Source organism: Phytobacter sp. RSE-02, from assembly GCF_040578655.1.
Taxonomy (GTDB): Bacteria; Pseudomonadota; Gammaproteobacteria; order Enterobacterales; family Enterobacteriaceae; genus Phytobacter; species Phytobacter diazotrophicus.
Genome location: NZ_JBEULY010000001.1, coordinates 677,438 through 702,812 on the forward strand (window position 1 = coordinate 677,438; position 25,375 = coordinate 702,812).

Annotated in this window: 30 protein-coding genes and 1 riboswitch; of the genes, 21 read left to right on the forward strand and 9 right to left on the reverse strand. The window is 56.3% G+C overall.

Annotation, left to right across the window (positions count from 1 at the left end; translation table 11 throughout):
* The 9 genes from ABU190_RS02985 to pduA are packed head-to-tail and all read right to left on the reverse strand — an operon-like array spanning position 1 to position 6,997.
* Positions 1-492 carry a BMC domain-containing protein gene (locus ABU190_RS02985; RefSeq protein ID WP_354690345.1) on the reverse strand — a complete coding sequence of 164 codons (492 nt, stop codon included), beginning with the start codon at positions 490-492 and terminating at the stop codon, positions 1-3.
* Positions 493-514: 22 nt separating this feature from the next.
* The gene (pduJ, locus tag ABU190_RS02990) at positions 515-790 is read right to left on the reverse strand and encodes a propanediol utilization microcompartment protein PduJ (protein WP_041851911.1); all 276 of its coding nucleotides are present in this window, start codon (positions 788-790) and stop codon (positions 515-517) included.
* Between the two features lie 32 nt (positions 791-822).
* A complete protein-coding gene (locus ABU190_RS02995) occupies positions 823-1,161 on the reverse strand; it encodes a glycerol dehydratase reactivase beta/small subunit family protein (RefSeq protein ID WP_354690346.1) in 339 nt (112 codons plus the stop codon).
* On the reverse strand, positions 1,151-2,983 hold the full coding sequence (locus ABU190_RS03000) for a diol dehydratase reactivase subunit alpha (RefSeq protein WP_296430541.1): 1,833 nt from the start codon (positions 2,981-2,983) through the stop codon (positions 1,151-1,153). Before ABU190_RS03000 ends, ABU190_RS02995 begins: the two co-directional genes overlap by 11 nt.
* Positions 2,984-2,998: 15 nt before the next feature.
* The gene (gene pduE, locus ABU190_RS03005) at positions 2,999-3,526 is read right to left on the reverse strand and encodes a propanediol dehydratase small subunit PduE (protein ID WP_108701002.1); all 528 of its coding nucleotides are present in this window, start codon (positions 3,524-3,526) and stop codon (positions 2,999-3,001) included.
* Between the two features lie 12 nt (positions 3,527-3,538).
* Positions 3,539-4,210 carry a propanediol/glycerol family dehydratase medium subunit gene (locus ABU190_RS03010; RefSeq protein ID WP_354690420.1) on the reverse strand — a complete coding sequence of 224 codons (672 nt, stop codon included), beginning with the start codon at positions 4,208-4,210 and terminating at the stop codon, positions 3,539-3,541.
* Between the two features lie 10 nt (positions 4,211-4,220).
* Positions 4,221-5,885, reverse strand: a complete 1,665-nt coding sequence (gene pduC / locus ABU190_RS03015) for a propanediol dehydratase large subunit PduC (protein WP_041851906.1) — start codon at positions 5,883-5,885, stop codon at positions 4,221-4,223.
* An 18-nt stretch (positions 5,886-5,903) separates the two neighbouring features.
* Entirely contained in the window at positions 5,904-6,716 is an 813-nt protein-coding gene (gene pduB, locus ABU190_RS03020) for a propanediol utilization microcompartment protein PduB (protein WP_071196325.1), read from the reverse strand.
* Complete coding sequence (pduA, locus tag ABU190_RS03025; RefSeq protein WP_041851904.1) at positions 6,713-6,997, reverse strand: propanediol utilization microcompartment protein PduA; 285 nt, start codon at positions 6,995-6,997, stop codon at positions 6,713-6,715. The genes pduB and pduA overlap by 4 nt, the downstream gene beginning before the upstream one ends.
* Positions 6,998-7,524: 527 nt before the next feature.
* On the opposite strand from pduA, the gene pduF reads away from it, so the two are divergent.
* The 21 genes from pduF (at position 7,525) to cobS (ending at position 25,362) form a co-directional block, all read left to right on the forward strand.
* The gene (gene pduF / locus ABU190_RS03030) at positions 7,525-8,334 is read left to right on the forward strand and encodes a propanediol diffusion facilitator PduF (RefSeq protein ID WP_354690347.1); all 810 of its coding nucleotides are present in this window, start codon (positions 7,525-7,527) and stop codon (positions 8,332-8,334) included.
* A 224-nt stretch (positions 8,335-8,558) separates the two neighbouring features.
* A complete protein-coding gene (gene pocR / locus ABU190_RS03035; protein ID WP_271850628.1) occupies positions 8,559-9,470 on the forward strand; it encodes a regulatory protein PocR in 912 nt (303 codons plus the stop codon).
* A 219-nt stretch (positions 9,471-9,689) separates the two neighbouring features.
* Positions 9,690-9,867: riboswitch (cobalamin riboswitch) on the forward strand.
* A 99-nt stretch (positions 9,868-9,966) separates the two neighbouring features.
* A complete protein-coding gene (locus ABU190_RS03040) occupies positions 9,967-11,346 on the forward strand; it encodes a cobyrinate a,c-diamide synthase (RefSeq protein WP_354690348.1) in 1,380 nt (459 codons plus the stop codon).
* On the forward strand, positions 11,343-12,305 hold the full coding sequence (cbiB, locus tag ABU190_RS03045; RefSeq protein WP_354690349.1) for an adenosylcobinamide-phosphate synthase CbiB: 963 nt from the start codon (positions 11,343-11,345) through the stop codon (positions 12,303-12,305). Before ABU190_RS03040 ends, cbiB begins: the two co-directional genes overlap by 4 nt.
* 8 nt (positions 12,306-12,313) lie before the next feature.
* A complete protein-coding gene (locus ABU190_RS03050; RefSeq protein ID WP_041852043.1) occupies positions 12,314-12,943 on the forward strand; it encodes a cobalt-precorrin-8 methylmutase in 630 nt (209 codons plus the stop codon).
* Entirely contained in the window at positions 12,943-14,082 is a 1,140-nt protein-coding gene (cbiD, locus tag ABU190_RS03055; RefSeq protein ID WP_354690350.1) for a cobalt-precorrin-5B (C(1))-methyltransferase CbiD, read from the forward strand. The genes ABU190_RS03050 and cbiD overlap by 1 nt, the downstream gene beginning before the upstream one ends.
* A complete protein-coding gene (locus tag ABU190_RS03060; protein WP_354690351.1) occupies positions 14,076-14,681 on the forward strand; it encodes a cobalt-precorrin-7 (C(5))-methyltransferase in 606 nt (201 codons plus the stop codon). The genes cbiD and ABU190_RS03060 overlap by 7 nt, the downstream gene beginning before the upstream one ends.
* Positions 14,671-15,240 carry a decarboxylating cobalt-precorrin-6B (C(15))-methyltransferase gene (locus tag ABU190_RS03065; RefSeq protein WP_354690352.1) on the forward strand — a complete coding sequence of 190 codons (570 nt, stop codon included), beginning with the start codon at positions 14,671-14,673 and terminating at the stop codon, positions 15,238-15,240. The genes ABU190_RS03060 and ABU190_RS03065 overlap by 11 nt, the downstream gene beginning before the upstream one ends.
* Positions 15,233-16,006 carry a cobalt-precorrin-4 methyltransferase gene (locus tag ABU190_RS03070; protein ID WP_107224085.1) on the forward strand — a complete coding sequence of 258 codons (774 nt, stop codon included), beginning with the start codon at positions 15,233-15,235 and terminating at the stop codon, positions 16,004-16,006. The genes ABU190_RS03065 and ABU190_RS03070 overlap by 8 nt, the downstream gene beginning before the upstream one ends.
* Positions 15,987-17,042 carry a cobalt-precorrin 5A hydrolase gene (cbiG, locus tag ABU190_RS03075; RefSeq protein WP_354690353.1) on the forward strand — a complete coding sequence of 352 codons (1,056 nt, stop codon included), beginning with the start codon at positions 15,987-15,989 and terminating at the stop codon, positions 17,040-17,042. Before ABU190_RS03070 ends, cbiG begins: the two co-directional genes overlap by 20 nt.
* The gene (locus ABU190_RS03080; RefSeq protein ID WP_041851894.1) at positions 17,042-17,767 is read left to right on the forward strand and encodes a precorrin-3B C(17)-methyltransferase; all 726 of its coding nucleotides are present in this window, start codon (positions 17,042-17,044) and stop codon (positions 17,765-17,767) included. The genes cbiG and ABU190_RS03080 overlap by 1 nt, the downstream gene beginning before the upstream one ends.
* Positions 17,764-18,549 (forward strand): cobalt-precorrin-6A reductase, encoded by a 786-nt coding sequence (locus ABU190_RS03085; RefSeq protein WP_354690354.1) that lies wholly within the window; start codon positions 17,764-17,766, stop codon positions 18,547-18,549. Before ABU190_RS03080 ends, ABU190_RS03085 begins: the two co-directional genes overlap by 4 nt.
* Before the next feature lie 10 nt (positions 18,550-18,559).
* Complete coding sequence (locus tag ABU190_RS03090; RefSeq protein ID WP_041851892.1) at positions 18,560-19,354, forward strand: sirohydrochlorin cobaltochelatase; 795 nt, start codon at positions 18,560-18,562, stop codon at positions 19,352-19,354.
* Positions 19,351-20,061, forward strand: a complete 711-nt coding sequence (locus ABU190_RS03095; RefSeq protein ID WP_354690355.1) for a cobalt-factor II C(20)-methyltransferase — start codon at positions 19,351-19,353, stop codon at positions 20,059-20,061. Before ABU190_RS03090 ends, ABU190_RS03095 begins: the two co-directional genes overlap by 4 nt.
* Entirely contained in the window at positions 20,058-20,795 is a 738-nt protein-coding gene (gene cbiM / locus ABU190_RS03100) for a cobalt ECF transporter S component CbiM (RefSeq protein WP_041851890.1), read from the forward strand. The genes ABU190_RS03095 and cbiM overlap by 4 nt, the downstream gene beginning before the upstream one ends.
* A 1-nt stretch (position 20,796) precedes the next feature.
* Positions 20,797-21,078 (forward strand): energy-coupling factor ABC transporter substrate-binding protein, encoded by a 282-nt coding sequence (locus ABU190_RS03105; RefSeq protein ID WP_041851889.1) that lies wholly within the window; start codon positions 20,797-20,799, stop codon positions 21,076-21,078.
* Positions 21,062-21,742, forward strand: coding sequence for an energy-coupling factor ABC transporter transmembrane protein (locus ABU190_RS03110; RefSeq protein ID WP_354690421.1), 681 nt, complete (start codon positions 21,062-21,064; stop codon positions 21,740-21,742). Before ABU190_RS03105 ends, ABU190_RS03110 begins: the two co-directional genes overlap by 17 nt.
* Positions 21,743-21,750: 8 nt before the next feature.
* Positions 21,751-22,566, forward strand: coding sequence for an energy-coupling factor ABC transporter ATP-binding protein (locus ABU190_RS03115; RefSeq protein ID WP_354690356.1), 816 nt, complete (start codon positions 21,751-21,753; stop codon positions 22,564-22,566).
* Positions 22,563-24,086, forward strand: a complete 1,524-nt coding sequence (locus ABU190_RS03120; RefSeq protein WP_354690357.1) for a cobyric acid synthase — start codon at positions 22,563-22,565, stop codon at positions 24,084-24,086. The genes ABU190_RS03115 and ABU190_RS03120 overlap by 4 nt, the downstream gene beginning before the upstream one ends.
* Complete coding sequence (gene cobU / locus ABU190_RS03125; RefSeq protein ID WP_354690358.1) at positions 24,080-24,625, forward strand: bifunctional adenosylcobinamide kinase/adenosylcobinamide-phosphate guanylyltransferase; 546 nt, start codon at positions 24,080-24,082, stop codon at positions 24,623-24,625. Before ABU190_RS03120 ends, cobU begins: the two co-directional genes overlap by 7 nt.
* Positions 24,622-25,362: an adenosylcobinamide-GDP ribazoletransferase gene (gene cobS / locus ABU190_RS03130; protein ID WP_354690359.1), complete on the forward strand. Its 741-nt coding sequence runs from the start codon at positions 24,622-24,624 to the stop codon at positions 25,360-25,362. Before cobU ends, cobS begins: the two co-directional genes overlap by 4 nt.
* The last annotated feature ends 13 nt before the right edge of the window (positions 25,363-25,375 follow it).

The window sequence follows — 25,375 nt, forward strand, 5'->3', positions numbered from 1 at the left end:
TTATTCCCCTCGCTGACCGCTATGAATACACAGCGAGCGTGGTTCCCCTTTCTGGCGTGGACACGCCGGGTCAAGGCAAAGATTGCAGGTCACCAGTTGAATCGCCGCCGGTTCGGAAGTGGCGGATTTTTCTTCACGCGATGCCTGCATGTGCTCAATGCTCTGAACCGGTATTTCCGTCGTTGTTATCGACACAGGGGGCGTTTCAGGGATGGCAGTACGCGTTGGCGCAGAGGCCAGAATCCCCTCAGCAGGCCTTGCAATGACCTTTTGTGCCACCAGCCCGTTACGCGTTTGCGCAAAGTTGGCGCCAGTGATGATGGCCGACTGAACAGAGGCCACATCACCAGCGACTTTGATTACCGTCCAGCCAGAGCCATTGGTTTTTTCCATACCCAGCAGCGTGATGGAAGCGGCTTTCGCCATAACATCCGCGCAACTGATAGCCAGCGCCAGACCGCTAACTTCAAGTAATCCGAGTGATTGCTTCACGCTGTGCTCCTTTATCTGCCAGTCAGGCTGATTTCGGTAAAATGGCTTCGACGTCGCTGTGCGGACGCGGGATCACGTGACAAGATTTCACTTCACCCACCGCGCTGGCTGCCGCAGCGCCTGCGTCAACGGCGGCTTTCACTGCACCCACGTCACCGCGCACCATGACGGTGACCAGACCCGAACCAATTTTTTCGTAACCTACCAGTTGCACGTTGGCGGATTTCACCATGGCATCGGCGGCTTCGATTGCACCCACCAGACCTTTTGTTTCAACCAGTCCCAATGCGTTGTTCATACTGCGTTTCTCCTGTTTATGGATAAAAGTGGTTACCGGAACGGTATCCCCTTCACCAGTCTGGCGGCGTTATTACCTGCCTTGCGCCGGGACTGGAGGTCTTCATGAAGCATCAGCGTAAAAAGCGGCGCTGATGCGGGTAAATTTCGGTAATGGATAACCAGTTGCTGGTTATCGCAGGCGATGCCAACCAGCAGTGCTGACTGGTTAGCCGCCTGCCAGGCATGGGCGACGACATCAAGCCCGGAGGCCTGTTGCCAGCGCCAGGGAATACCTTCCTCTTCAATTCCCCACAGCACTTCCTGCCACTGCGGCTGGCACTCTGTGAGCGCGGTGATAACGATGACCGGACTGTCCTGCTTAACGTCCATTGGCATACTCCTTCTGCCAGGAGAGGATCAGACCCGTTGCCACCGCGTTGCGTGGACCTTCAACGCCCCGGATATTTCCCCGTCCGGCCACCAGTCGGTAGTGGGCAAGGGCATCGGTGACGAGTTGCGGTATCTCGAAGTCGAGTGAGGAGCCGCCAACCAGCACTACGAATGGAATATCGCGGATGTTTCCGGTTGGGCTTACCTGGCGCAGCGCGCGCAGGGCATTGGTGACAAACACGCGTTCTTTGGCGCTGCGGCGAATAATGCGTACTTTTTCCAGCACCATGTCTCCCGGCAGCGGTACCAGCCCATCGGGTTTCACAACACACACGCGGGCAAACACCGCAGGTGGAAGAGGTGTCGGGAAAAACTGCACGCTGCCGTCTTCATGGCGCAGGTGAAAAAGGCTTTCGACTTTCGCCAGCGGGTACTTTTTGATTTCCTCCGCAAGGTAGCGATCCTCGAGCCCCAGTTCGCGAGCGATGATCATCGTCACCATGTCTCCGGCTCCGGCCAGATGGGTGGCGGTAATTTGCCCCTGCGGCGTAATAATGGAGGCGTCGGTAGAACCGGCGCCAAGGTCAAGAATGGCCAGCGGCCTCGATGTGCCCGGCGTGGTGAGCGCACCAAAGATAGCGGCTTCTGCTTCTGCACCGCCCACCTGCACATCAACGTGTAGCTTTTGCTCAATTTCGCGGGCAATCATGGCCATCTGTAGGCGGTCTGACTTGACCATCGAGGCGATGCCAACGGCTTGTTCGAGCGAGAACTCACCCGCCAGCCCCCCGGTCACGTTGACCGGTACAGCGGTATCGACAGCGAGGAGATCCTGAATAAATACATCGCTGCTGGGTTTGTTGGTGAGCTCAGCCATGGTCTGGCGGACATGTTCCAGCATGCCGCCGATATTGGTGCCAGCCTCGCCGGTGACGTTATCCAGTGTTGGACATTCATTCACCGCTTTCATGATGGCATCGGCCCCGGCGGCAACGTCGACCTTGAGCGTTCTGCCTTTGGCGACTAACTCAATATTTCCTGCGGGGATTGAGCGGGCTTTGACATCACCGGACGGTGTTTTCACGACGACGGCGGAACGGTTTCCAATCAGCGCCCTGGCCACGGGCACGATGTTGCGTGTCTCATCGGCGCTCAGGGAAAAGACAGTAGCGATGCCGTAAGGGTTAGAGAGACTTTCGATAACCTTGCCCGGCATCGCCACCTCAACAGCGGCGAGCATCCCCATCGGAATGCGCTCGATATACAGCACTTCGTCAACGATGGGGACAGGGCGCTCGAGGCGGTTATTGACCAGTACGCCATCGTCGCGCTGTAAAATGATGCCGTTGATGTGATAGCCGACTTGCGTTGAGGCGTTAACCATGCGCGCAACATCGGAAAAATCGAATGCAGCGGAAACGACCAGAATATAAGGTTGATCCGCTGGACGCGTCAGAAGCTCTTCCGGTGTGATAGTGATACCAACTCCCAACCCGATACCGCCGGGTGTTTTCGGGTTATGGCCTATCATTGTTGATTCGGTAATGATGGTTTCCGTAATGGTTTCCATCGCTACATCACCGATCACCGGTGTCGCTTCGTTAATACGAATAAGCGAAATATCGCTGACAGAGATACCCACATTGGCGACAACTTTGTTCAGCGCTTCCTGAATGCCGAATACATTGCGCAGTGTGCCTTTAATACCCGTCGTTTCCGCAAGCGAACTGCTCACAATGTTCAGCGCGCCAGTCTCATCCATGGTGGCCAGTGCCACCTCGGTTGACGAGTTACCTATATCAATGCCAGCTATATAACGCATAAGTCATCCCTGTGATTAATCGTCGCCTTTAAGTTTCTTGCGTTCGACGTAAAGCACTGCCGCTTCACGTACAAATGCTGCGCAGATTTTTGCCTTGTAGTGGCTTTCCAGATCTTCTGCGATATCCAGCAACTCTTGCCTGGTTGAACGGTAGGGACGCAGCGCGTTGTAAATCTCCAGGATACGGTCATCCGGTACGGCGGTCAGTTCCGCCGCGCGCTCGAAATTCATAGCCAGCCGGTCGCGCCCTGCATCTTTGGCGATAGACGCCTGGATACGCAGGGTTTCCGGGGTGATACGCATATCCTGTGCGGTGATTTTCCCGTCCAGCACACTCTCCAGCGTTAACTCATCCAGGGTTTTATTGGTGGAAGTTTTCACCCACTCCGGATGTTTATTCGCCAGCGGGTAATCGCTAACTTTGGCCTGGTGCGTGGTGCCGCCTGATGGCGCGGTTGGCGCCGTTACCGGGGCTGCCCCCTGCAGGCTATTCATACGGCTCAGCACATCACGAACCATTGATTCAATTGCGTCAGAATTCATGGTGTTGTCCTTTTAAAGCGCAACGCGCAGCTCTTGCGGGTTTTTCCCGGTCACGACGTATTTGGTCTCTTTGATATGCAGAATGGCGGACTTGGCCTGATATTTCGGACGCGCCATCTGATCGTTCAGCGTCGGCACAGGCTGCGGCGATTCGCGTTTCGCGTATTGCGCGGCGTTTTTGCCAATCTGACGATAGGTTTCAAGCGTCAGCAAAGGTGCCTGCGGGAAAAGTTCCAGGTTAGAAAGCGGCGGTAACCCTTGTTGGTGAATGACCGTTGTGCCTTTTGACTGAATACCCACAGAGATGCCCGAGCCGCTAAGACGGTTACCTTCCACGGCGACGAACGCCACGTCAGACGATTTGAAACAGCGAATCACGCGTGCTTTCACGCCTTCTTCTTCAATACCGGCAATCACCTCGCGCAGGATGCTCTTGTGCGGTAAACCGACGATATTCACAGTTTGCGAAAGACCGAAAGCAGGACCAACGGCGATGATCACTTCATCCTGTTGGGTACCGGGTTTCGCTTCGCCAATTTCCGTCAGAAAGCCGCTCTCAGCCGTTGCAGCAGGTTTTGCGGTACCGCCAGGTTGGGCGCTAAACGAGACTTTTTTATCGCTGGTTTGCATCTCTGCCAGCACATCTTCGATGATCTGGCGCAGCAATTTTTCGTTGATTTCCATCATTCACCCCTTAGCCCAATTCGTTCGGATCGAGTGCGCCCGGGATATTTTTGATCTCTTCCCAGCGTTCACCTTGCAGGCGATAACCTGTTGCCGGACCGGCATAATCGTTTACATCGTTTACCGCTGAGAGCACCAGCCCGTCGCCGACGATGATGGCTGAGGTATGCAGGTAGTCACCGGTCAGTTTGGCTTTTTGAATGTTCAGCATGTCTTGCGCGACATCTTTAAAGCCGCCCTGGGCCAGGGCTTTCACCACTTCGAGACCGTTACGGTTCTTATTGATGATCTCCTGGGCAAATTTGATGTCTTCGACGATATTGCGCTCTGGCATATCTTTTGAGCCGTGGGCGTAGGTTGCCGCTTCCACTTCTTCATCAGTGATAGGGGGTAATCCCATTCCTGCGAAGACGGCCTGCAAAGCACGAGCCGCTTTGTTGCGAATGGCGATGACATCTTCTTCACGCACCGGACGTAAACCGCCGTCAACTTTCAGGTCACGCTGGATAACGTTGTAATCGTCAAAGTCTTCCGCATCTTCGTTGGAGCCTGCGAACATGTTGTCGTAGTTCGGCACAGCGGAATAACCGGAGGAGATAAAGTCCGTACCCGGTAAGAACTGCATTAGCAGGCGGGCGGTACGGCGCATATCCGAGTGGGTAAATGTCTGGTCATTACTGGATGCGCACTCCAGATCCAGGGCGGCACAAATCAGGTTTTCGGCAAGAATGGCGCGAATACCTGACGGCACGGCAGAAGGCACACCCACACAGCTTACCGAGCCGTTTTGCAGACCCTGAACACCGGCGGCTTTGGTGATGTAAATGCAGCGTGCTTCCAGATACAGCATGGATTTACCTTCGGCATAACCCATCTGAACTTCTGAGCCAGAGCCGGAGGTGAAGCGCATTTTCAGGCCACGCGAGGCATAGGAAGATGCCAGGAAACCTTTTGACCACGGAGTATCATCGCCGTCGGTAAACACAGGCTCAGTACCATAAACGGAGATGGTTTCCGCATAGCAGGTGTGGCCGAGCATCCCCAGTTTCAGTTCGGTTGCTTCTTCCAGTGAGCATTGGGTTAATACGCCAGGGCGACCAACCTGCGAACCGACCAACAGTGCGATGGCATTGAAGGGGGCATAACGAGCGACCGCGACGGTGGTTTCCTGTTCGTCGAATCCACGGAACGCACCTTCGGCGGCATCGGCGGCAATTTGCACCGGGTTGTCTTTAACGTTAGTGACGTGTGCCTGCTGTGATGGGGTACGACGTGCGCGCATTTTCTGCATCGACATCATCATTTCCACCACGTTCATGTGCGACACCACTTCGACGATTTTTGCCGGCGTCATTGCGGTAGTGAGCGGCACAATGTCGCTGCGCTTAACGTTAGGATCGCAGAGCATGTTGGCGAGCTTGACAGAGTCCATCGCCATCACTTCTTCAGCGCGATCCAGGTTGATACCGTAGCGGGCAATAAAGTGGTCAATCAGGTCAAATTTACTGGCGGGTTTACCGTCCAGTTCAGTAACCACGCCGTCGACAATGCGAATAGAGGGTTTGGGATCGTTCGGGCTTTCCATTGCGATAAAGCCTTCTTCAATCCACTCCTTCACAAAGCCGTCCTGGTTAACAGGGCGTTTCGCCAGCGCTTCAAATCGTTTCGATCTCATGAAACAGCCTCTCTGTTATCAGATATAGGACGGGCGGTCGTTTTTCGGCTCAGAGCCCATTGTGCCCAGTACGGTTTTACCGATTTCACGGGCAGAAATGACGGCCTGACGTACAGCGCCGGAGTCGCCGGAGATGACCAATATGGCTTCGTTGCTGTAGCTGGTGCCTTTTGCCGGGGAGCTATACGCCACCACTTCCACATTGGCAGATTTCAGTGCCGTATCGGCCATTAACACGCCGACGGAGGCTGGAGCGCCAACAATCACGCCGCAGGCACGGCCAACCGGCGCACCGAACGCTTTTTCCAGCGCGTAACTGGCGCGAGCGGTGTATTGCATTTCGATGTGGCCAGCTTCGTTGGCATAAACGTCACCGAAGGTACGGTCGAGTTCTTTCAGCGCAACCTCGATGGCGCGTTTGACGTCGGAGACATCATTACCGCCGAACAGGATCAGTGAGCCGTGGCCCGCACCGCCTTTGGTATCACGCGGTAATTCGATGCTGATCACTTCGGTGTTGGTTGCTTTGACGGCTTCATCTGCCGCCATGATGTGAGGACCTGCGCCAGTACGTGCGCCTAGTATGCCGATTGAGCGGTAGCGCTTTTCCAGCTTCATTGCATCAAGCAATGCGCTATCGACGTTCGCGATCACCAGACCAACGGTGTCGCCAATCGCCGTACCAACAAATTCCGTTAAACTGCAGCTTTTTTCTGCCATAGCCGTCTCTCGTTTGGGATGGGTTACAGTGGGGGAGGTCGCGGGTGTCGGTGAAGACACTTTGGCGATCACCTGAGCCATGATCTGTTCCACCAGGTCATTGCTACTCATTGGCTAATTCCCTTAGGTAAGATTTTTTCAACATCAGTGTGCGGACGCGGGATGACGTGTACGGCTTTCACTTCACCCACCTGAGCGGCTGCGGCAGCACCTGCATCCGTTGCTGCTTTCACGGCGCCAACATCGCCGCGAACAATGACTGTCACCAGGCCAGAACCTATTTTCTCGTAGCCCACTAACATGACATTGGCGGATTTCACCATTGCATCTGCGGCTTCAATTGCGGCCGTTAAGCCTTTGGTTTCCACCATTCCTAATGCTTCTTGTTGCATAAAGACCTCGATAAGGTTGTCCCGATTTTTGGACTATACAAATAAGCGAGGAAAAAGAATGGCTGTCTTTAAATTACATTCAGAACTTCCTGGTTAAATTAAGTGAAATAATTGCCTTGATAATTATTATATGTATGATTTTTAATAAAATTTTATTGGCGTTGGCATGGCAAAATATTGCTATGTCAATTTCACATTTACATTTTTGATAATGACTTTATAAAAGCGATGTGATATTTGCGCGGGCGAAATCATTCTGTGAGCAATGCTGTAAAACGACACACGGAAAATAACAATAATTTGTTATTTCAATAAGACGAATAATTGTGAGTGAAATAGGGCTCAGCCCCATATTCATTTAGTCTGAATGGCAAAATATTGTTATTGAGAGGCGATTTTTTTGGCGTTTTTACCCTGAGGTTGCCAACACTTTTCAATATCGCATTCCTATAGTGAGCGGCGTTGTACTCTGCTGCCAGCTTCAGGCGTGCTGGTGAGATCGTGACTCTACCTGGAAGGTGACACAAATGAATGATTCACTTAAGGCACAATGCATTGCCGAGTTTTTAGGCACAGGGCTGTTCTTGTTCTTCGGAATCGGCTGTCTGTGCGCCATGAAAGTTGCCGGGGCTACGCTGGGGCTATGGGAGATTTGCATTATCTGGGGGCTGGGCATTTCACTGGCCGTGTATCTGACCGCCGCAGTGTCCGGTGCGCACCTGAACCCAGCGATTACCATCGCCTTGTGGCTGTTTGCCTGCTTCCCTGCACGTAAGGTGGTGCCATACATTGTGGCGCAAGTTGCGGGGGCATTCGGTGGGGCCGCGGTCGCCTATTTGCTCTATCACAGCGTGTTCATTGAATATGAAACCGCTCATCATATCGTTAAAGGCAGTGTGGAAAGCCTGCAACTGGCATCGTTATTCAGCACTTATCCGGCTGCCGCGCTGAGTATCTGGGAAGCGGCCCTGGTTGAAATTATCATTACCTCAATCTTGATGTGTATGATTATGGCGCTGACCGATGACGGCAATGGTGTGCCACGTGGTCCTTTAGCACCGCTGTTGATTGGTGTGCTTGTGGCGGTGATTGGTGCGGCTACCGGGCCATTAACAGGATTTGCGATGAACCCGGCGCGTGATTTTGGCCCGAAATTGTTCACTTTCTTCGCGGGGTGGGGAAACATTGCGTTTACGGGGGGCCGCGATATTCCGTATTTCCTCGTACCGATTATTGCCCCCATTATTGGGGCTTGCGGAGGGGCAGCCTGCTACCGTTATTTGATTGGTAAAAACCTCCCTTGCAATGCCTGTAAGCTGGAAGAGAGCAAAAGCTGACGCCTCCTCGAAATAGCGTCTTGAAATTACTGTCCGGCAATTATTTATTTCGTGATCTGCTTTCACGAACGCACGAAATCGTCTCCCAGGGATGGGAGACTTTTGTTATCTTGAATTCAGCCTATGGTCATTCAGTGTTATTGGTTGCCATTTAATATGAATGATGTGTAAACAATATAGGTTTTTTTATAACAATAAATTAAAATTAACTGAGAGGTTTTATCATGATTTCTGCGAGTGCACTAAACTCCGAACTCATTAATAAAATCGCCCAGGATTTTGCACAAGCCACCGGTCTGGCCGTTGTTGTCGTTAATATCCACGGCGAAGAAATTTCCGAGCTTTTCAACTTCACCCAATTTTGTCAGCTGATGCGTCAGAACCCGCAACACAGCGCGCGGTGTCGTATGAGCGATCGTTGTGGCGGCTTCGAAGCCTCTAAATCCAACCAGCCCTGCATCTACCGTTGCCATGCCGGACTTACCGACTTTTCTATTCCTTTGGTCATTGCCGGGCACCTGGTCGGGTTTGTACTGTGCGGGCAGGTACGTTTGCGCGAAGGCGATAGTGTTGAACTCATTAATATCCTTAATATTGACGATCGCTGGCAGGCGGATCAGAAACTGATGGATGAGTTTCTGAACGTGCCAGAGATGGATTACTCGCGGGTCATTGCATCAGCCGACCTGCTTAAGCTGATAGTCGAAAATTGCCTTAAAAAACAGCTCAATTTCGTTGTCATCAAAGATCAGCAACAGGCTCAGGAGGCGGGGCGAACGAGTCGAAATCAAGGGCCGCATGACAGTAAGATGAAGAAGGCGTTGCGCTATATTGATGCCCATCTCTCTGATGAGTTGCGCCTGGAAGACGTGGCGGCGCATGTTTATCTTAGCCCGTACTATTTCAGTAAGCTGTTCAAAAAATATCAGGGAATTGGCTTTAATGCCTGGGTCAATCGCCAGCGTATGGCCAGTGCAAAAGAAATGTTGTGTCACAGTGACTGGAGTATCGCCAGCATCGCGCGCAATTTAGGATTTTCTCAAACAAGTTATTTTTGCAAAGTATTTCGCCAGACATATCAGGTGACGCCACAAGTTTTCCGCCTGCAGAATAATGCAAACTATGACGGTGATTAAATTTCCGATAACAATTTTTTGTTATTCCTAAAACCAATAAAATTGCCTGAAAGACCGTCAAAATAAGCGATTAGAGAAAAGGCCGGACAATAAATTGTTATAGCGCAACAAATTATTGCCGATGCAGGGATAAACTGAACCAGTTTTTATTTCCCTGATGCGATAGATTGCAGTCAGGAGCAAAATCACTTTTTCAGCAATATGCTGTATGAGTGAAACGAACAATGAAGCCAACAGGTTTGCCGCAAATTATCGCGGCTGGGAAGGGGGTGAGAATCCCCCGCAGCCCCCGCTGCTGTGATGCTGACGACCCCGTAATCACCACTGATCGCAAGATTGGGAAGGACGGGCGAGGACGACGCTAAGCCAGAAGACCGGCCTGATGGTTACTCTCAACAACTTCGGTGGGAAGTCGGTTGCTCAGACGCGTACAGTCATTGACTGGGACTACGCACAGCCTGACACAGCCTTTCCACCCTGAACGGGGCTTTAAGGTATGTCTGACGGGCGTCGCGCCTTTATCCTTGCCGGTACCGGAAGTGGCTGTGGTAAAACCACCGTCACCCTCGGCCTGCTGCGCGTTTTACAGCAGCGCGGTATGCGGGTACAGCCATTTAAAGTCGGCCCGGACTATCTCGATACCGCCTGGCATACCGCCGTAACGGGCGTGGAATCCCGCAATCTTGACAGCTTTATGTTGCCAGCCCCGACGCTGAACGCTTTGTTTAACCAGCAAATACAAGTCGCCGATATCGCCGTGATTGAAGGCGTCATGGGCCTTTATGATGGCTATGGCACTGACCCTGATTATTGCAGCAGCGCCGCACTGGCAAAACAGCTTGGCGTACCGGTCATCTTACTGGTCGACGGAAAAGCGGTATCGACCTCTATCGCCGCCACGGTGATGGGTTTTCAACATTTCGACCCGGCGCTCACTATTGCGGGTGTTATTGTTAACCGCGTCAACAGCGACAGCCATTACCAGTTACTCAAACACGCTATCGAGCACTATTGCGGCATTCCTGCGCTGGGCTATGTGCCTGTGACGGCCGGAGTGGCATTGCCGGAGCGGCATCTGGGGCTGGTCACCGCACGTGAATCTGTCATTGATTCCCAATCCTGGCGTGATTTTGCCGGGCGCATCGCGCAAACGCTGGATATCGATAAGCTGCTTTCCCTGAGCACGCTCCCGTCATTACCCGAGGGGCAATGGCCCGCTTTACCGGCGCGTGACGAAGGGGAGGGGATAACGCTCGCGCTGGCCGATGACGAGGCATTCAACTTTTATTACCCCGATAACATAGAACTGCTTCGCAATGCGGGTGTGAAGATTGTGCGCTTTAGCCCGCTGCACGACGCGACATTGCCCGAATGCCAGATGCTCTGGCTCGGCGGCGGATACCCGGAACTCTACGCCCGCGCCCTTTCTGCTAACAGGTCCATGCTTGACGCTATCCGTTCGGCGCACCGGCGTGGTGTGGCGATTTACGCCGAGTGCGGCGGCCTGATGTATCTCGGCTCTACGCTTCGCGATGCCGCAGGTGACATTCATTCTATGGTGGGGGTGATACCCGGTCACAGCGAGATGGGAAAACGCCTGACCCGCTTTGGCTATTGTGAAGCCACCGCCAGCCAGCCCATGCTGCTTGCCGATGCTGGCGAGACGCTGCGCGGCCATGAATTCCACTACTCCGATTTTACCCCTGAGCAGGATGCGGTCATGCAGTGCCGGAAAACCCGCGATGGCAGGATGTTGTCCCAGTGGCAGGGCGGCTGGCAGGTGGGCAACACCTACGCCAGCTATCTGCACATCCATTTTGCTCAACGCCCGACCATGTTGAGCCGTTGGATCGCCGCCGCAAGGAGCGCGTTATGACGATCCTTGCCTGGTTTGTCGCATGGCTTCTTGACCGCTGGCTGGGTGACCCTCCGCACTGGCCGCATCCGGTCCGCTGGATCGGCGCACTGATTACGCTGACACAGCGTGCCGTTCGCCGGGTCTGCCATTCCGATACCGCCTTGCGTATTGGTGGCGGGGTGATGTGGCTGGTGGTCGTGGGTGTGACCTGGAGTGTGGCATACGGCGTGATGGCCTGCGCGCAAGCCATCCATCCATGGCTCGGTTGGTGTGTGGAGGTGTGGATGATCTACACACTGCTGGCGGCGCGTTGCCTGGCAGATGCGGCACGGGAAGTAGAACACGCCTTGCGCCACGGCACTCTTGCCCAAAGCCGGGAGAAACTCTCCTGGATAGTCGGGCGCGACACCTCGCAGCTACAGCCACCGCAGATCACCCGCGCGGTCGTGGAAACCGTGGCAGAAAATACGGTGGATGGCGTTATTGCCCCGCTGTTCTTTTTATTGCTGGGCGGCGCGCCGCTGGCGATGGCCTACAAAGCGGTAAATACCCTCGATTCGATGGTGGGCTACAAACACGAAAAATATCGTGCTATTGGCATGGTGAGCGCGCGTCTGGATGACGTGGCTAACTTTATTCCGGCCCGCCTGAGCTGGCTACTGCTGAGCGTTGCCGCCTGGTTTTGCCGCCTGAATGCGGCACGGGCATTGCGTATCGGCTGGCGCGATCGCCGCAATCACAGCAGCCCCAACTGCGCCTGGCCGGAAGGCACCGTTGCGGGGGCGCTTGGCGTGCAGCTTGGCGGCCCAAATGACTACTTCGGCCAGCGCGTCGAAAAACCCTGGATTGGCGATGAGACTCGCGCCATCACCATTGACGATATTACGCAAACCATACGCCTGATGTGGGTAGCCTCCACCCTGGCACTGGCCGTATTTGCGCTTACGCATGTTACGCTCGCAGGAGCAGCAATCTGATGAAAACAATGGATTATTTGCAGCAACCCCAGGCCATTGAAGACAAAAGTTTTGTCATTATTGGCGATATCATTCGCGAAACGCGGCCTGATTACCGTTTTGCCAGCCCTCTGCACGAAGCCATCATCAAACGAGTGATCCACACCACCGCCGATTTCGACTGGCTCGACATTCTGTGGTTTTCCCCGGATGCCCTTGAAAGCCTCGGCAGCGCGATTCGCAGCGGCTGTACGCTTTATACCGACACCACCATGGCCCTTTCCGGGATAAACAAAACTTTGCTGGCAAAATTTGGCGGCGAGGTGAAGTGCTACATCAGCGACCCGCGCGTGGTGCGTAAAGCAAAAGAGGCGGGGATCACCCGCTCGATGGCGGCGGTGGATCTGGCGCTCAGCGAAGAGGGAGAAAAAATCTTCGTCTTCGGTAATGCCCCCACCGCGCTGTTCCGCTTACTGGAGCAAAACGCTCAGGTGCGTGGCGTGGTTGGCGTCCCGGTCGGGTTTGTCGGTGCGGCAGAATCGAAAGATGCGCTGGTGGAAAGCGGGCTGCCGGGCATTGCCGCGCTGGGGCGTAAAGGCGGCAGCAATGTGGCGGCGGCGATCGTTAACGCCTTTTTATATTTCATGCGGGAGGCGTAATGAGCGAAGAGACATTCGACGCCCCGGTGTGGCACAACGGCAAAGCGCTACGCAAAGGCTATACCACCGGTTCCTGCGCAACGGCGGCGGCAAAAGTCGCTGCGCTGATGGTCCTGCGCCAGCACATTATCCATCAGGTGTCGATTGTCACGCCCTCTGGCGTCACGCTGCGTCTTAACGTTGAATCGCCGCATATTGAAGGCCATCAAGGGATTGCCGCTATCCGTAAAGACGGCGGCGATGATGTAGATGCCACCCACGGCATGCTGATTTTTGCGCGTGTCACGCTGAATGATGGCGGCGAGATTGTGCTGTCCGGCGGCGAAGGCGTAGGCACCGTGACCCGCAAAGGGATTGGCCTGCCGGTTGGCAGCGCCGCCATTAACCGCACACCGCGCCAGACCATCGAAGCCGCTGTACGCGAAGTGATCGGTCCTTCGCGTGGCGCCGAAGTGGAAATTTTCGCGCCCGAAGGGGAAGAGCGGGCGCAAAAAACCTACAACAGCCGGCTGGGCATCCTTGGCGGTATCTCGATTATTGGCACCACGGGTATCGTCACGCCGATGTCCGAAGAGAGCTGGAAACGCTCGCTTTCTCTGGAGCTGGAAATCAAACGCGAAGCGGGGCTGGAGCGGGTTGTACTGGTGCCAGGCAATCACGGGGAGCGCTTTGTCCGCGAGCAAATGGGGCTTTCCAGCGACATCGTGGTCACCATGAGCAACTTCGTGGGTTACATGATTGAAGAGGCCGTTCGCCTCGGTTACCGGCAAATTGTGTTGATTGGCCATCCGGGCAAGCTGGTAAAAATTGCCGCCGGGATTTTCCACACCCACAGCCATATCGCCGATGCGCGCATGGAAACGCTGGTGGCGCATCTGGCGCTGCTTAGCGCACCCCATGAGTTGCTGCAAAAAGTCAGCGAGTGTGACACCACCGAAGCGGCGATGGAGTACATCGACGCGGCGGGATTCGGCCATCTGTACAACCATCTGGCGCAGCGTATCTGCCAGCGCGTCATGCAGAACCTGCGCTTTACTAAAAATCCCCCCCAGTGCGACGCCATTATGTTTTCGTTTGATAACCACATCCTCGGCACGAACCGCCCGTTCCAGGACATTGTGGAGGATTTGCAATGTTGACCGTCGCAGGCATGGGGCCTGCCTCACAGGCCTTAATGACCCCCATGGCGCTGGATGCCGTCGCGCAGGCGGATGTCCTGGTCGGCGGTAAACGCCATCTTGAGCAGTTCCCTGATTTTGCCGGCGAACGCCGTGCGCTGGATGCCGACATCCCCGGATTAATACGCTGGATTGCGCAGCGGATGCATCAGCGCGTCGTGGTGCTGGCATCCGGTGATCCGCTTTTTTACGGCATTGGCAAACGTCTGGTGGCCGAGTTCGGCATTGAACAGGTGCGCATTATTCCGGGCATCAGCGCTGTGCAGTATCTGTGCGCGAAGACCGGCATCGATATGAATGATATCTGGCTGACCAGCTCCCACGGGCGCGATGTGGATTTTGACGCCCTGGCCCGTTCCCCTAAAACCGCGATGGTGACCGATGCCCGCTGTGGCCCGCGGGAAATTGCCTCCGCCCTGGTGGCGCGCGGTGCGGGAGAGCGCTGGCTGGTGATTGGCGAAAATCTGGCGATGGACAACGAACGCATTCACTGGCTGCCCGCCCGTGATGTCCAGGCGCAGTATGAGATGAATGTCGTGGTGATCCTCAATGAAAGATGAACTGTTTTTGCGCGGTGAAAGTGTCCCGATGACCAAAGAAGTGGTCCGCGCGCTGGCGCTTTCGCGGCTGAACTTATCCGCTGCCCGCCATTTTATTGATATCGGCGCAGGCACAGGCAGCGTCTCGATTGAGGCTGCCGTCTGCCACCCGCAGTTGCAGGTGACCGCCATTGAGCGCAATCCTTCGGCGCTGGGGCTGCTGGAAGAGAACTGCCAGCACTTTGGCTGTCGCAATATCACCATTGTCCCGGGCGTGGCGCCGTTATTTGTCGAACAGCCCGCTGACGCGGTCTTTATGGGCGGCAGCGGTGGCAACCTGACCCAACTGATTGACTGGTCTTTGGCCCAATTGCTCCCCGGTGGCCGCCTGGTGATGACCTTTATTTTGCAGGAGAACCTTAGCAGCGCGCTGAGCCACCTCGCTACCTGCCAGGTCGCCGCGCTGGACTGCCAGCAAATTCAGGTTTCGCTTCTTCATGCGCTGGGCAGCGGCCACTACTTCAAACCGAATAATCCTGTTTTTATGATTTCCTGCGAGAAGGAAGAGTCTCATGGCTGAACAATTTGATACGCAAACCGTCTGGTTTGTCGGTGCTGGCCCCGGTGACCGCGAGCTTATCACCCTGAAAGGATACCGCCTGTTGCAGCAGGCACAGGTCGTTATTTACGCGGGCTCGCTCATTAATACCGAACTGCTCGAATACTGCCCGCCGGGCGCCGAGTGCCACGACAGCGCCGAACTGCACCTGGAGCAGATCATCGACCTGATGGAAGCCGGTGTGAAAGCGGGCAAAGTGGTGGTGCGCCTGCAAACCGGTGATGTCTCCCTTTATGGCTCCGTGCGTGAACAAGGAGAAGTGCTGACTGAGCGTGGTATTCAGTGGAAGGTCGTTCCCGGCGTGAGTGCTTTCCTCGGGGCGGCGGCAGAGCTGGGGGTGGAATACACCGTGCCAGAAGTGTCGCAGAGTTTGATCATCACTCGCCTCGAAGGACGTACCCCGGTCCCGCCACTGGAACAACTGGAATCCTTTGCCAGCCACCAGACCTCAATGGCGATTTATCTCTCCGTACAACGCATCAATCGCGTTGCTGAGCGTCTGATTGAAGGTGGCTATCCGGCAACCACGCCCGTGGCAGTCATTTATAAAGCCACCTGGCCGGAAAGCCAGACGGTGCGCGGGACCCTTGCGGACATTGCTGACAAGGTGCGCGATGCCGGTATTCGTAAAACCGCACTGATCCTCGTTGGCGCATTTCTTGGCGAGGAGTACCACTACTCACGTCTTTATGCGGCGGACTTTAGCCATGAATACCGTAAAGCCTGAATCCATTGCGCTGTTCTGCCTGACGCCGGGTGGTGTTGCCCTGGCGAACCGGCTGAAACTGGCGCTGCCCATGACCTGCTACACCAGTGAGAAATTGCTGGAAGAGGGGTTTGTACCTTTCGACGGCGGCTTTGCCCCGGCGTTGCGTGATGCTTTCACCCAACACTCGGCTCTGGTGTTTATCGGCGCGACGGGGATTGCCGTACGCGTGCTGGCCCCGTTGGTGAATGACAAATTCAGCGACCCGGCGGTGATTGTTATCGATGAGCGCGGACAGCACGTCATCAGCCTGCTTTCTGGCCATTTTGGTGGGGCAAATGCGCTGGCCCGCTATCTTGCGGGCGTGCTGGGCGCAGACCCGGTGATCACCACGGCAACGGATGTTAACGAACTGGCAGCGCTCGATACGCTGGCCTGTCAACTGGATGCGCGCATGGAGGATCTGCGTGCAGCAGTAAAGACAATCAACCACTGGCTGGTCAGCGGCGAACGTATTGGCCTGTGGTGTGAAGACGCCTTGCGCGAAGAAGTCGAACGCTGCGACACGCGCGGGTTTATTCCGGTGACATCTCTTGATGATCTGCCCGGGCTGACGGCGCTGATCTGTGTGACCGTGCACGCTGCACTGCCCGAACTCCCGGTGCCGGTCTACAAACTGGTTCCCCGCCGTGTGGTGGCAGGCATTGGTTGTCGTCGCGATACCCCGTTTGCGGTGGTGTCAGGGCTGCTTAAGCAACAGTTGCAGGTAAACGCTTTCGACCCGCTGGCACTGCGCGCGATAGGAAGCATCACATTGAAAGAGCATGAGAAAGCGCTCACGCAACTGGCAGAAAGCCTGCGTGTGCCGTTTGAAATTTTTACCGCTGATGCCCTGCGTCAGCATGAACATCGTTTCCCTGCCTCTGACTTTGTGCGTCAGACCACTGGCGTGGGAAGCGTATCCGGACCCGCAGCCTGGCTGATGAGTCGTGGGCAACTGGTTGGCGAGACTCTGCGTGAGCAGGGCGTCACTATTACTTTGGGAGTTTCACACTGATGTTAACCGTTATCGGGATTGGCCCTGGCTCACAGGCAATGATGACCATGGAGGCGATCGAAGCCTTGCAGGCTGCGGAAATCGTGGTGGGGTACAAGACCTACACCCATCTGGTGAAAGCGTTCACGGGCGACAAGCAGGTGATCAAAACCGGCATGTGCAAAGAGATTGAGCGTTGCCAGGCGGCGATTGAACTGGCGCAGGCCGGGCATAACGTGGCGCTTATCAGCAGCGGTGATGCCGGGATTTACGGCATGGCGGGGCTGGTTCTTGAGCTGGTCAGTAAACAGAAACTGGACGTGGAAGTGCGTCTGATCCCCGGAATGACCGCCAGTATTGCCGCGGCGGCGTTACTCGGCGCACCGCTGATGCATGACTTCTGCCATATCAGCCTGAGCGACTTACTGACCCCGTGGCCGGTCATTGAAAAACGGATTGTCGCCGCCGGGGAAGCTGACTTTGTTATCTGCTTCTACAACCCACGTAGCCGAGGCCGCGAAGGGCATCTTGCGCGCGCATTTGAACTGCTGGCGGCCAGCAAAAGCCCGCAAACCCCGGTGGGGATTGTGAAATCCGCCGGACGTAAAAAAGAAGAGAAGTGGCTAACCACCCTCGGCGAGATGGACTTTGAACCGGTCGACATGACCAGCCTGGTGATTGTCGGCAACAAGGCCACCTACGTAGCGGATGGCTTGATGATTACACCGCGAGGCTACGAGCTGTGAGGCCAGGCGACGTACTGGTGATCGGCGGGACCAGCGATGCGCGGGCCATTTGCCAGCAGCTCGACGCCGCCGGGGTGCGCTACACCCTGTCGGTGGCAACCCCCACCGGACAGCATCTGGCGGGCGATATTCGTGGCGAGGTGCGCAGTGGGCGGATGGATCCTGACGCCATGCTGCGCTGGCTTACCGATAACCAGACCCGCTGGGTGGTGGATGCGTCACACCCTTATGCCGAGGTGGTCAGCCAGAACATTGCCGGGGCCTGTCGGCAGGCACAAGTGCTGTTAAGCCGTTACCAGCGCCCGGAACAACTGCCGGAGCTGGAACATCCCCTGTTGTACAAGGTCGCCTCGATTGATGAAGCCTGTAAAGTCGCGCGCGGACTCGGGCAGCGCGTGTTGTTGACCACTGGCAGTAAAGACCTGGCGCTCTGGCGTGCGGGGCTTGGGGAGAAGACCCTGCTGGCACGGGTGCTGCCGGTTGCCGATGTGATGGCGCAGTGCGCCGAGAACGGTTTTGGTGTTGGCGAGATCTACGCCATGTGCGGGCCGTTTAGCGCAGAGTTCAACGCCGCCTTCTACCGACAATGCCGCGCTGACGTGATGATCACCAAAGCCTCCGGTGCGGAAGGCGGCTATCAGGAAAAAGTTCAGCCGTGTCTGGACGCGGGGATCCCCTGCATTGTTATTACACGCCCGCAGCCTGCGGTTTCGGGTGAGGAGCTACTGGAAAGCCTGGATGCGTTTTCGCAGCGACTGCTGCGCTGGCTTGCTACTCAGTGAGGAAAAGAACATGAAAAAAGCGCTTCTGGTGGTGAGTTTCGGCACCAGTTATCACGACACCTGTGAAAAGAACATTGTGGCCTGTGAACGGGAACTGGCCGCCAGTTGCCCCGATCGCACGCTGTTTCGGGCATTTACCTCAGGAATGATCATTCGCAAGCTCAAACGCCGCGACAACCTGCACATCGACACCCCCTTGCAGGCACTGCAAAAACTGGCCGACCTGGGCTATCAGGATGTGGCGATCCAGTCTTTGCACATCATTAACGGTGACGAATACGAAAAAATTGTCCGTGAGGTACAAACCCTGCGGCATCTGTTCAAACGCATGGTGATCGGCGCACCGCTGCTCAGCAGCCACGACGACTACATGCATCTGATGCAGGCGCTGGCCCGCCAGATGCCGGTACTGGCAGACGGTGAAAAAGTGGTGTTTATGGGCCACGGTGCCAGCCATCACGCCTTCGCCGCTTACGCCTGTCTTGATCATATGATGGCGGCACACCGTTTCCCGGCGCGTGTCGGTGCGGTGGAAAGTTACCCGGAGGTAGATGTGTTGATCGACAGTCTGCGCCGCGAAGGGATCAGCGCGGTACACCTGATGCCGCTAATGCTGGTAGCAGGCGATCATGCCATCAACGATATGGCCTCTGATGAAGAAGACTCGTGGAAAACGCAGTTTGAGCGGGTCGGGATTGCCGCAACACCGTGGTTGCAGGGGCTGGGCGAAAACCCGGCTATCCGCGCGATGTTTGTCGCGCACCTGCATCAGGCGCTAAGCCAGTCTCTGGAGGTGGCGGCATGAGCGGCAGACTCTATGCATTAGGGATTGGCCCCGGCGCCAGCGACCTTCTCACCGTTCGTGCTGCGCGCATTCTCGGCAAACTTGATGTGCTCTATGCCCCGGCAGGGCGCAAAGGAGGCGACAGTCTGGCGCTCTCCATTGTGCGGGAATATCTGGGCGAGCAGACGGAAATCCGCTGTACCCATTTCCCGATGAGCGCCGACAGTGCGGAAAAAGAGGCTGTCTGGGATGACGTGGCCGCCGCGCTTAGCGCAGAAACTCTGGCCGGAAAACAGGTGGGATTCATCACCCTGGGTGACGCCATGCTGTTCAGCACCTGGGTCTTCTTGTTGCAGCGTCTGGGGCGTCCTGACTGGCTGGAAATCGTGCCTGGGGTGACCTCTTTTGCCGCCATTGCCGCGCGCACGCAAACGCCGCTTGCCATGGAGCAGCAGTCGCTGGCGGTGGTCTCCTGTACCGCGCCGGAGGCGGAGATTAAACAGGCGCTGGCGAACCACGACAGCCTGGTGCTGATGAAAGTCTACGGCCGCTTCGCACGCGTCAAAGCGTTGCTGGCCGATGCCGGATTGCTTGACTGCGCAGTGATGATGGCCGAAGCAACCCTGCCGGGAGAGCAGTGCTGGCGGCAGCTCGCTGAGGTGAGCGACGAACAGCCACTGCCGTATTTTTCGACCATTCTGGTTAATAAACAGTGGGAGAGGCGATGAAACGGGAACAACAGCTTAAACGCCTGTCGTTAAGCGGGCTGGCAGCAGGTCTGTTACTGCTTGTCGTACCGGAGCAGGCATTTGCCATGCATATCATGGAGGGCTTTTTACCGCCGTTATGGGCGCTGGCCTGGTGGATGTTGTTTTTACCCTGCCTGTGGTACGGGCTGGTGCGTCTGCGCCGTATCGTGGCGGAAGACAGTAATCAGAAGGTGCTGCTGGCGCTTTGCGGCGCGTTTATCTTCGTGCTCTCGGCGCTGAAAATTCCATCCGTGACGGGCAGTTGCTCACACCCGACAGGGGTGGGCCTGGCGGTTATCCTCTTCGGGCCGGGCGTGGTGGCTGTCCTCGGCGCGATTGTGCTGCTGTTTCAGGCGCTGCTGCTGGCGCACGGCGGCCTGACAACGCTTGGGGCAAACGGCATGTCGATGGCGGTGATCGGGCCTGTCGTCGGTTATCTGGTCTGGCAGATGGCCTGTCGCGCGGGTATTCGCCGTGATGTTGGGGTCTTCTTATGTGCCATGCTCGCTGACCTGGTGACCTACTTTGTCACCTCTGTGCAGCTTGGCGTGGCCTTCCCGGATCCGCAGGCCGGAGCGAGCGGTTCCATCATCAAGTTTATGGGTATCTTCTGCCTGACGCAGATCCCTATCGCGATTGCCGAAGGGCTACTTACGGTAATGATCTACGACCAGCTCACTAAACGTCAGTTGATCACCGCACAAGGACATTAAGATGAAAAAAACACTGATTTTGCTTGCGATGGTTATCGCGCTGGTGATTCTGCCGTTCTTTATCAATCACGGCGGCGAGTACGGTGGCTCTGACGGCGAAGCGGAAAGCCAGATTCAGGCCGTTGCGCCACACTATAAACCCTGGTTCCAGCCGCTGTATGAACCCGCCAGCGGGGAAATTGAAAGCCTGCTCTTTACCCTGCAAGGATCGCTGGGCGCGGCGGTTATTTTCTACATTCTGGGTTACATGAAAGGCAGACAGCGTGCTGACGAACGGGCTTGACCGGCTGAGCTACCAGAGTCGCTGGTTTACTGTTGCCCCGGAACGCAAATTCTTTCTCTGGCTGGCGATGATGGTCCTGGCATTTTCGCTGCCACCGGTCGGGCAGGGAGCCTTGCTGGTTGTGCTGGCGGCGTTTACCTGCTGGCTACTGCGTATTTCGTTCTGGCGCTGGTTACGCTGGATGGCGATCCCCATCGGTTTTCTGCTGGTGGGGGTGGTGACAATATTGTTTAGCATCACCCAGCAGCCGCAGCACTTGTTGGTGGGCATTCCACTGGGAAGCTACTGGCTGGGCGTTTTGCCGGAAGGGCTGACGATGGCCAATACGACCTTCTGGCGCAGCCTGGCGGCACTTGCGGCCACCTTCTGGCTGGTGCTGAACCTGCCGTTTCCGCAGCTCATTGTGTTACTCAGAAAGGGGCGAGTGCCGCGTCTGCTGACCGAGCAAATCCTGCTGACCTGGCGGTTTATCTTTATCCTGCTGGAAGAGGCCGCGGCCATTCACCGGGCGCAAACCCTGCGCTTTGGTTACCGAACCTTGCCGCTGGGCTACCGCTCGCTGGCGATGCTGGTTGGGCTTTTATTTACCCGCGTGTTGCTGCGCTACAAAGAGATGGCAACCACGCTGGATATCAAACTCTATCAGGGTGATTTTCACCTGTAAGGAATGGCATGCTGGCGACCGAGGGGCTGTGGTTCAGTTATCAGGAAGAGCCCATTCTGAAAGGGTTAACGCTCGATTTTTCGCGCCAGCCGGTTACCGGGCTGGTGGGGGCGAACGGCTGCGGGAAATCGACGCTGTTTATGAACCTGAGCGGTATTTTACGTCCGCAACAAGGCGCAGTGTTGTGGCAGGGAAAACCGCTGGATTACAGCAAGCGCGGGCTGCTTGCGCTGCGCCAGCAGGTCGCTACTGTGTTTCAGGATCCCGATCAGCAGATTTTCTATACCGATATCGACAGCGACATCGCCTTTGCCCTGCGCAACATTGGCGTGGCGGAAGCGGAGATTGCCCGGCGCACCGATGATGCGCTGACGCTGGTGGATGCGCAATCTTTTCGCCATCAGCCGATTCAGTGCCTGAGCCACGGGCAGAAAAAGCGCGTCGCCATTGCCGGGGCGCTGGTCTTGCAGGCGAAGTATCTGCTGCTGGATGAACCCACCGCCGGGCTGGACCCCTCGGGGCGTACCCAGATGATCGCGATTATTCAGCGGATTGTGGCGCAGGGGAATCATGTGGTGATCTCCAGCCATGATATTGATTTGATTTATGAGATTTGCGATGCGGTGTATGTTCTACGCCGCGGCGAAAGGCTGGCGTACGGCACGCCGGGTGAGGTTTTTGCCCAAAAAGCACAGATCGAACAGGCGGGGTTAACGCAGCCCTGGCTGGTAAAACTGCATAGCGAACTGGGAATGCCGCTGTGTAAAAGTGAAGCCGAATTCTTTACCCGCATGCGGGAAACGTACATTAAGGAGGCGTCATGACGCTGGCGATTATGCTCCAGGGCACGGCATCAGACGTGGGTAAAAGCGTGCTGGTGGCGGGGCTGTGCCGCATCCTGTATCAGGACGGATTAAAGACCGCCCCCTTTAAATCGCAGAATATGGCGCTTAATTCGGGTATCACCCCGGACGGGCAAGAGATGGGGCGTGCGCAAATTTTCCAGGCGGAAGCGGCGGGGATCATCCCGGATGTGCGCATGAACCCGGTTCTGCTCAAACCCACCAGCGACCGTAAAGCGCAGGTGGTGCTGATGGGCAAAGTGGCGAGCGATATGGACGCCGTCAGCTATCACGACTACAAACCGCGTCTGCGCGAGCAGATTATCAGCGTCTACCAGAGCCTGAGTCGTGAATACGACGCCATTGTACTGGAAGGGGCGGGCAGCCCGGCCGAGATTAACCTGCGCGATCGCGATATCGTCAACATGGGCATGGCGGAGATGGCCGGTTGCCCGGTGGTGCTGGTAGCAGATATCGACAGGGGCGGCGTTTTCGCTGCGATTTATGGCACCCTTGCGCTGTTGCAGGAACATGAACGCTGGCGCGTAAAAGGGGTCATCATTAATAAATTCCGCGGCGACGTGGCCCTGCTCACCCCCGGCATTAAGCAGATTGAAGCCCTGACCGGGGTGCCGGTGCTGGGGGTGATGCCGTGGCTGGAGGTAGATTTAGAAGACGAAGACGGCGTGGCGCTGCAGCGTGGCAAATACCTGCGCACCGGCGAGCGGGCCATCGATATTGCCGTGGTGCAACTGCCGCACATCTCTAACTTCACCGATTTTAACGCCCTCGCCGCGCAACCGGACGTGCGTGTGCACTATGTTCGCTCGCCACAAGAGCTGCACAACACCGATTTGATTGTCCTCCCCGGCAGCAAAAACACGCTGGGGGATCTTGCCTGGCTACAGGAGAGCGGGCTGGCGCAGGCGGTTTTACAACAGCATCGCCAGGGCGTGCCCGTACTGGGGGTCTGTGGTGGTTACCAGATGCTCGGTGAAACCATTGTCGATGAGGTGGAATCTGGCCTGGGTACGCTGCCGGGGTTGGGGCTGCTCAATACCGTCACTCATTTTGCACAGAACAAAACCACAACTCTGGTGGCGGCCTCCGTGCAGGGCGAACTTCCCGGACTGCTGGCTGGCTGCGGGCATCTTCCCCTGCACGGCTATGAAATCCATGTGGGTGAAACCACGCTGCATGAGGGGTGTCGTCCGATGTTGTGGCTGGAAAAAGAGGGGCAACGCATCGCCGATGGTGCGGTCAGTGAAGACGGGCTGGTATTTGGCACCTATCTGCACGGGCTTTTTGACAGCAATGATTTTACCCGCGCGTTGATTAACGCGTTGCGGGCGCGCAAAGGCTTGCCGCCGCTGGATAGTACGGTGGATTATGCCCACTACAAAGCGCAGCAGTTTGACCTGCTGGCAGATGCCATGCGCGAGAATATCGACATCGACAGGATCTATCAGATTATGCATCAACATCAGGAACGCGCATGTTAACGCTGGTTACGGGTGGGGCGCGCAGCGGCAAAAGCCGCCACGCCGAATCGCTGGTCGCAAATGCGAAGGGGGTTCTCTACATCGCCACTTCGCAAATCTTTGATGAGGAGATGGCGTCCCGCATTCAGCACCATCGGGATAGTCGCCCGACGCACTGGCGCACCGAAGAGCGCTGGAAGGGGCTGGCCGATATCATTACCGCGGATAACTCCCCGGACGAGGCCATTTTACTGGAGTGCATCACCACCATGGTGACCAATCTGTTGTTCGCGCAGGGTGGCGACAGCGACCCGGACGGCTGGGACTATGCACTGCTTGAAGCACAGGTGCAGGAAGAGATCGAGCGGTTAATCGCCGCCTGTGAACGTTGCCCGGCGCAGGTGGTGCTGGTGACCAACGAAGTGGGAATGGGCATTGTGCCGGAAAACCGTCTGGCGAGGCATTTTCGCGATATCGCCGGGCGGGTGAATCAACGTCTGGCGCAGGCGGCGGATAACGTCTGGCTGGTGGTGTCGGGGATCGGAGTCAAAATCAAATGATCAGGTTGTTTTTTGCCACGCTGTCGTTTATCAGCCGTTTGCCGGTGCCAACCCGCCTGGTTCAGGGGCTGGAGGTGCAGGACTACGTGCGTGGTATCGTCACCTTTCCGTTTGTTGGCGTGGTACTTGGCGGTATCAGCGGTGGTGTGTTTATGCTGCTCCAGCCCTGGTGCGGCGCACCGCTGGCGGCCCTCTTTGCGGTTCTGGCGCTGGCGTTGCTGACCGGTGGCTTTCATCTCGATGGTTTAGCGGATACCTGCGATGGCGTTTTTTCAGCCCGCACGCGCGAGCGCATGCTGGAGATCATGCGCGACAGCCGTCTGGGTACCCACGGTGGGCTGGCGCTGGTGTTTGTGCTGGTGGCGAAAATCCTTGTTATCAGCGAACTCTCTTTGCGTGGGCTTGCTGTTCCGGCGGCGTTGGCCGCGGCCTGTGCCGCCGGGCGCGGTTGCGCGGTGGTGATGATGTATGGTCATCGCTACGCCCGCGAGGAGGGGCTGGGTAATTTGTTTATCGGCAAGGTCACTTTCACGCAGACCGTTATCACGCTGGCGCTTGCGCTGCTGGTGGCGGTGGGGCTGGAAGGGGCACACGGCCTGACGGCTGTGCTGATAACCGTGCTGGCGATTTTTCTGCTCGGCCTGATGCTTAAACGCACGCTGGGCGGGCAAACGGGCGACACCCTGGGTGCCGCCATTGAACTGGGTGAACTGGTCTTCCTTCTGGCGCTGCTTTGAGCGGCGCCTTACC

Excerpts from the sequence above, each read along its gene's own strand:
- pduJ (WP_041851911.1), bottom strand. The coding sequence starts at position 790 with ATGAACAACGCATTGGGACTGGTTGAAACAAAAGGTCTGGTGGGTGCA.
- ABU190_RS02995 (WP_354690346.1), bottom strand. The coding sequence starts at position 1,161 with ATGGACGTTAAGCAGGACAGTCCGGTCATCGTTATCACCGCGCTCACA.
- ABU190_RS03000 (WP_296430541.1), bottom strand. The coding sequence starts at position 2,983 with ATGCGTTATATAGCTGGCATTGATATAGGTAACTCGTCAACCGAGGTG.
- pduE (WP_108701002.1), bottom strand. The coding sequence starts at position 3,526 with ATGAATTCTGACGCAATTGAATCAATGGTTCGTGATGTGCTGAGCCGT.
- ABU190_RS03010 (WP_354690420.1), bottom strand. The coding sequence starts at position 4,210 with ATGGAAATCAACGAAAAATTGCTGCGCCAGATCATCGAAGATGTGCTG.
- pduC (WP_041851906.1), bottom strand. The coding sequence starts at position 5,885 with ATGAGATCGAAACGATTTGAAGCGCTGGCGAAACGCCCTGTTAACCAG.
- pduB (WP_071196325.1), bottom strand. The coding sequence starts at position 6,716 with ATGAGTAGCAATGACCTGGTGGAACAGATCATGGCTCAGGTGATCGCC.
- pduA (WP_041851904.1), bottom strand. The coding sequence starts at position 6,997 with ATGCAACAAGAAGCATTAGGAATGGTGGAAACCAAAGGCTTAACGGCC.
- pduF (WP_354690347.1), top strand. The coding sequence starts at position 7,525 with ATGAATGATTCACTTAAGGCACAATGCATTGCCGAGTTTTTAGGCACA.
- pocR (WP_271850628.1), top strand. The coding sequence starts at position 8,559 with ATGATTTCTGCGAGTGCACTAAACTCCGAACTCATTAATAAAATCGCC.
- ABU190_RS03040 (WP_354690348.1), top strand. The coding sequence starts at position 9,967 with ATGTCTGACGGGCGTCGCGCCTTTATCCTTGCCGGTACCGGAAGTGGC.
- cbiB (WP_354690349.1), top strand. The coding sequence starts at position 11,343 with ATGACGATCCTTGCCTGGTTTGTCGCATGGCTTCTTGACCGCTGGCTG.
- ABU190_RS03050 (WP_041852043.1), top strand. The coding sequence starts at position 12,314 with ATGGATTATTTGCAGCAACCCCAGGCCATTGAAGACAAAAGTTTTGTC.
- cbiD (WP_354690350.1), top strand. The coding sequence starts at position 12,943 with ATGAGCGAAGAGACATTCGACGCCCCGGTGTGGCACAACGGCAAAGCG.
- ABU190_RS03060 (WP_354690351.1), top strand. The coding sequence starts at position 14,076 with ATGTTGACCGTCGCAGGCATGGGGCCTGCCTCACAGGCCTTAATGACC.
- ABU190_RS03065 (WP_354690352.1), top strand. The coding sequence starts at position 14,671 with ATGAAAGATGAACTGTTTTTGCGCGGTGAAAGTGTCCCGATGACCAAA.
- ABU190_RS03070 (WP_107224085.1), top strand. The coding sequence starts at position 15,233 with ATGGCTGAACAATTTGATACGCAAACCGTCTGGTTTGTCGGTGCTGGC.
- cbiG (WP_354690353.1), top strand. The coding sequence starts at position 15,987 with ATGAATACCGTAAAGCCTGAATCCATTGCGCTGTTCTGCCTGACGCCG.
- ABU190_RS03080 (WP_041851894.1), top strand. The coding sequence starts at position 17,042 with ATGTTAACCGTTATCGGGATTGGCCCTGGCTCACAGGCAATGATGACC.
- ABU190_RS03090 (WP_041851892.1), top strand. The coding sequence starts at position 18,560 with ATGAAAAAAGCGCTTCTGGTGGTGAGTTTCGGCACCAGTTATCACGAC.
- ABU190_RS03095 (WP_354690355.1), top strand. The coding sequence starts at position 19,351 with ATGAGCGGCAGACTCTATGCATTAGGGATTGGCCCCGGCGCCAGCGAC.
- cbiM (WP_041851890.1), top strand. The coding sequence starts at position 20,058 with ATGAAACGGGAACAACAGCTTAAACGCCTGTCGTTAAGCGGGCTGGCA.
- ABU190_RS03105 (WP_041851889.1), top strand. The coding sequence starts at position 20,797 with ATGAAAAAAACACTGATTTTGCTTGCGATGGTTATCGCGCTGGTGATT.
- ABU190_RS03115 (WP_354690356.1), top strand. The coding sequence starts at position 21,751 with ATGCTGGCGACCGAGGGGCTGTGGTTCAGTTATCAGGAAGAGCCCATT.
- ABU190_RS03120 (WP_354690357.1), top strand. The coding sequence starts at position 22,563 with ATGACGCTGGCGATTATGCTCCAGGGCACGGCATCAGACGTGGGTAAA.
- cobU (WP_354690358.1), top strand. The coding sequence starts at position 24,080 with ATGTTAACGCTGGTTACGGGTGGGGCGCGCAGCGGCAAAAGCCGCCAC.
- cobS (WP_354690359.1), top strand. The coding sequence starts at position 24,622 with ATGATCAGGTTGTTTTTTGCCACGCTGTCGTTTATCAGCCGTTTGCCG.